The sequence below is a fragment of the Limnospira sp. PMC 289.06 genome, from assembly GCF_032350395.1.
Lineage (GTDB): Bacteria > Cyanobacteriota > Cyanobacteriia > Cyanobacteriales > Microcoleaceae > Limnospira > Limnospira platensis.
The window spans coordinates 3,312-8,461 of record NZ_JARPLC010000015.1 but is presented as its reverse complement, the minus strand read 5'-3'; the positions used below and the strand labels follow the sequence as shown (position 1 = coordinate 8,461).

The 5,150-nt window shown below is 46.1% G+C and carries 4 protein-coding genes; 1 reads left to right on the top strand and 3 read right to left on the bottom strand.

Going from position 1 to position 5,150, the window contains the following annotated elements:
• Positions 1-539: 539 nt before the first annotated feature.
• From cobM to P5674_RS05440, 3 genes are all read right to left on the bottom strand, one after another.
• Positions 540-1,337 carry a precorrin-4 C(11)-methyltransferase gene (gene cobM / locus P5674_RS05450; protein WP_014274689.1) on the bottom strand — a complete coding sequence of 266 codons (798 nt, stop codon included), beginning with the start codon at positions 1,335-1,337 and terminating at the stop codon, positions 540-542.
• 196 nt (positions 1,338-1,533) lie between these two features.
• Positions 1,534-2,382, bottom strand: coding sequence for a prolipoprotein diacylglyceryl transferase (gene lgt / locus P5674_RS05445; RefSeq protein ID WP_006616432.1), 849 nt, complete (start codon positions 2,380-2,382; stop codon positions 1,534-1,536).
• Between the two features lie 3 nt (positions 2,383-2,385).
• Positions 2,386-3,270, bottom strand: a complete 885-nt coding sequence (locus P5674_RS05440) for a tetratricopeptide repeat protein (RefSeq protein WP_315669851.1) — start codon at positions 3,268-3,270, stop codon at positions 2,386-2,388.
• 343 nt (positions 3,271-3,613) lie between these two features.
• Between P5674_RS05440 and P5674_RS05435 the strand changes: the two genes are divergently transcribed.
• Complete coding sequence (locus P5674_RS05435) at positions 3,614-4,564, top strand: hypothetical protein (protein WP_006616430.1); 951 nt, start codon at positions 3,614-3,616, stop codon at positions 4,562-4,564.
• Positions 4,565-5,150: the final 586 nt, after the last annotated feature.

Below are 5,150 nucleotides of genomic sequence, written 5' to 3'. Positions count from 1 at the left end.
GGGTTATAGGCTGACACACTCTACCATAACCATTGAAGGTGCGTCAGTTAGTGGGTGGCTGGGTGTTGATGTTTTGGTGTGCTTCTGACGCACCCTACACTATGGTTGGGGAATTTTCGGGTTATAGGCTGACACACTCTACCATAACCATTGAAGGTGCGTCAGTTAGTGGGTGGCTGGGTGTTGATGTTTTGGTGTGCTTCTGACGCACCCTACACTATGGTTGGGGAATTTTCGGGTTATAGGCTGACACACTCTACCATAACCATTGAAGGTGCGTCAGTTAGTGGGTGGCTGGGTGTTGATGTTTTGGTGTGCTTCTGACGCACCCTACACTATGGTTGGGGAATTTTCGGGGTTATAGGCGATCGCCAATTGACACTCTCGGCAACTCATGCTATTATTATGTATAAAGTATATAATTGGAATTTGTGTAATTTTCAAATAAAAGTCAATATCTCCATTATGATATAGACTATCACGGGCGCGACCGAAAAGCAACCCCTCCCCCCAAAAAAAAAGGATTTTTTTGACAAAACTTAACAAAACTTAACATTTGGGCGAAATAAGTGGGAGTGTTGTGGGTGATAAAGGCTAGACCTGGCGGTTGGGTTAGCACCGGTTGCGGGAGTTATGAGATAGAGTGTGGTGCGTGTGAAATTTTCTTGTTGAGTAACTTCAGCCATTTGATGTAGGGGAACTACCCTAATTTTCTCATCAGGCCATCCGAGACGATAACAAATAGCGACCTGTGTTTCGGGGGGGTAATGTGCGATTAACTTATCTTGGGCGGCGGTGACATGGCGCGCGCTGAGATAGAGACACAAACTAGCTTTATGGGCTGCTAAACTCGCCAACTCTTCTGAGGGAGGAACACCTGTGGCGCGTCCACTGACGCGGGTTAAAATGATAGTCTGGACTAATTCAGGAATAGTCAACTCCAGCTTGAGTTTAGCGGCTGCATCTTGAAAAGCGCTAATACCGGGGACTATTTCAAAATCAATACCCATCTCTGAGAGTTGGCGTATCTGTTCATAAATAGCCCCATATAGGCTAGGGTCTCCCGAATGTAGGCGGACAACCGATCGCCCTTTTTGGACTCTATCTATCATAACAGGTAGGATATCCTCAAGGGTAAGATTAGCGGTGGGGATAATTTCTGCATCCTGACGCACACCGACTAACATTTGCGGGGGTATCAAGGAATCAGCAAACAGAATCACATCAGCTTGAGTCAAAAGTTTTTGGGCTTTAACTGTGAGCAATTCTGGGTCGCCTGGTCCTGCCCCTACAATGTACACCATTGGTGGCAATGATTTTCGGGTTGTGCCATTCATAGCAAAAATTTTTGCCCTACCAGTAATTTCTTTCCGGATTATATCAGAGTTAGGTGGTAACTAGGTATGGTAGATGCACCCTGGTTAATGCCCTGGAGAAAAACAAACTCCGGGGCGTTTTTTATATTTTATCATTCTGGGAGGCTGTTGGCAACCAATGGCAATCAAGGGGACTCTGGTTAGGGTGGGTTGATGGCTAGAAATCAGATTTGACGACATCAGGTAAATGGCGTTGGAAAACATATAACCATAGTAGACCTGTCATTGCCAATAGGATACCGCCCAGGCTAATTAATTGGGCTATTCTAAAGGGTCCTAACATAAGGCTATCAGTTCGGAGTGCTTCAATCCAAATTCGTCCAGAACTGTAGGCGATCGCATAAACTAAAAAAATAGTGCCTAATTTGAGGGGAGGCTTTTGTTGTAGGTCTCGGAAAAACAGGGTTAACAGTAAGCCAAAGACGAGGAAATTCCAGATTGACTCATAGAGGAAAGTGGGATGAAAATATTGATAGTCCTGATAACCCAGAGGTCGGTAGGGGGGAGATATGTATAACTTCCAGGGTAAATCTGTCGGACCGCCAAAGGCTTCGGAGTTAAAGAAATTTCCCCAGCGTCCGATAGCCTGACCTAAAATCAAGGCAGGCGCGACCAAATCAGCTAACAGCCAAAAGGAGACCTGATTAATTTTGGCAAAAATGACCGCCGCCAGCATACCTCCGATAATCGCGCCATGAATGGCGATGCCACCTTTCCAAATGGCAATAATACTAGCGGGGTCATTAGCATAATTTTGCCATTGAAAGGCAACATAGTAAAGTCGGGCGGCGGGAATTGCACCAATGACCAACCAAATCACCAAATCCCCCATTAACTCTGGGTTGACATGGCGGCGGCTGGCGAGATACTGACAGAGGGTGACACCAATTAACACCGCCGAAGCAATTAGTAAACCATACCAGCGAATTGATATGGGACCGACTTCTAAGATAGTCGGTCCGGGAGATGTAAATTGAAACCCCACAGGGAGATATTGAATTAGCATTGATTATTCAGTTTCCCCGACCTCAGTTTCGGTGGTAGCTTCGGGGGAAGTTTCCATAGTTGGGGAGGTGGGTGTCATTCCTGCCTGTAGTTTAATTTGATCTCTAAAGCCGGCAGGGGCTAAGTCTATGGCTTCCGCAAATAGTAACTCAGCATCGTCAGGATTTCCCTGTTGTCTGAGTATGATAGCTTTAGCTAGGACGGGGCGAAAGTCTGACTCGCTGTTTTTGATAGCCTCATCATAAACGGCGATCGCTTCTTGGTAACGTTGCTGTTCGGCGTAAACCTGCCCTAAGATTAGTTGAATGGAGATTTCGTCAATGGTTCCAGCTTGGGCTTGATTAATCTGCGGTGCTGATTTGAGGGTATCTTCTAATAACCCAATGGCTGCTTCGGGTCGGTCTTGGGAAATCAGAAGGCTAACGAGTCCCTGGAGGGCTTGGACTTCTCCGGGTCGCTGTTCTAAAATTCTTCGATAACTTTGAGCTGCCCCTTCACGATCGCCTGTATACTCTTGAGCTTGGGCTAATAGAATCCCATATTCTGGAGTTTCCGGGTGTAATTGCGCCAACCTCTGTAAAGGTTCAACAACATCTCTTACCTGTCCTTGACCTTGACTGATTAACTCAAATTTAGCTTGCAGAAATCCCCGTAGGGCGGTCTCATTATCAGGTTCTCTTTGTAAAACCAATTGATAACCCCTGGCTTGGTCTTCGAGGTCTTTGAGTTGAGCGCCGCTAATATTGGAAACGGCGGTTTGATTAGGTTCAGACTCGGATGAATCAGTTCTTAGGAGTCCTCCCAGCAAGGGGGCCATGGAAAATCCCACAAATGCGATTAGGGATAGAACTAAAATTACCCCAATCACGCCACGACGTTTATCTACCATGACTTCTAAATTCCTCTCTCCCAGCTAACGGCTTTGCTGATCACATGGTAGCAGAACGGATCACCGGAATGGGTTACGGATTTAGCCGTTGTCCCATGGGATTTAGTACAATAGGCACATTGGTGTAATTGCTATTTAATAGGCGATCGCCATAGTGCTACCTGATGAGCTGTAATCTATCCTAGCCACCGATAGGTCTAGTTCTGTTGATGTGGAGTCGGTTATTCGGGTATTATTTACCCGAATATCTGACTTGATTAACGCCGACTAGGTTCTGATGGTACTGTATCACCTAGAAAATCATGCAGTTTGGCATGGTATGTTTCTCCTACTCTGAGGTTTTATGAGTCCTTCTCCGAATAAATTCCCCCAAGTCCCCGATTCCCCCCCTATCCCACCCCAACCAGGTGTTGATCAGCCAGAGGCGGAAAGTTCTCTAGTTGAACAGATAGATGATGCGGCAGTGCCTAACTTGACTGAAAATACCCCTTTATCTACCCCAGATAATCATGTTAAACAGCTATCAGATGAAGATGATGGTTTAGTTCACCCTATACCTCCCCCTAGTGAGCCTCGCCAATATAGGGCGATCGGTTTGGTGCGCGGGTGTTATCATGCTTCGGGTGAACAGTTTACTCAAGGCATTCTTCGCACTGTCGAGGGTGCGGAAATTGATGCGGTTCTGTTAGGACGGGTCATGAGTTTGGTTAAAAAACATATTGACCTAGAGGCTGAACATCTCTGGGTGGTTTATCCTCGCACTCGCCAGAAACAAGATGATCTGCACGTGCAAATTATGGGAGTTTGGGAACCACACACCCTGACTAAATCTGATGATGACTCTATGGCGGTTGATAAGATATCGCCGGATATTTCCCCAGAGCATCAGGCTTTACCGGATATTGAACATGGTTATTTTTCGATTCGAGGTGAGATTGTTTATCAGTCTCAGGATGACCCTCAATATGCGATCGTCAAAATCCGACAATCCTCTCGTCATGAAAACGAAAAACCCAAGTTCTTTAAATTAAAATTACTGGGGATGGTGGGTCTGCGACCTGTCGGACATTTTATAGACCTTCACGCACGTCTGATTGGTAGTGATTTAGTGGTTGAGGAAAGCCACGATATCGGGGCTTTACCTATTAAGGGTAAAAGACCGTTTAAACCAGGTAAACCCAGGGGCAGTTTCCCGCGATCGCCTCGTCCTGATACTAAGCCCCGCCGCACTTCGGCTTCCGGTTCCCCCACGCCAAAACCTATTCCCCGAAAATCTCCTAAAACCCAAGATTAGTTAGACCCGGCCAATAGCTTACATATCACAGCCCACAGTCCTCTCGGTCTGTCTAACACACTTAGGGGCAATTCCTTAATTGTCCCTAATGCACATTTTGGTAATTTTGTCAATCCCCCCTCAAAACGCCCAAAAAAAACTCGTGCATCGCCAGCAAATTCACGAATACGAGTGAGGGTGATGGGTGGGGTAGGTGAGGCGAGAAAATGCAGGTTTGAGGCGATCGCTTTCTACCGGAAATCGGCTACAGAGCCCCTATAGATACAACAAAGGTATTTTCACATATAACGTTATGTTATCAGAACCCCAAAACGGTGTCAAGTGCCGATTCTCTCGTGACGCAAATGATGACTATTTCCCCGGAAATTTGTGGTGACTGATTCAATGTTTAAAATTGTCTGCCGAAATAAATAAGTCACAGCTATAGCAACGGTTGAGGATGCACATTTTAGTAATTTTGTCAATCCCCCCTGAAAACGCCCAAAAAAAACTCGTGCATCGCCAGCAAATTCACGAATCAGAGTGAGGGTTATGGGTGGGGTAGGTGAGGCGAGAAAATGCAGGTTTGAGGCGATCGCTTTCTACC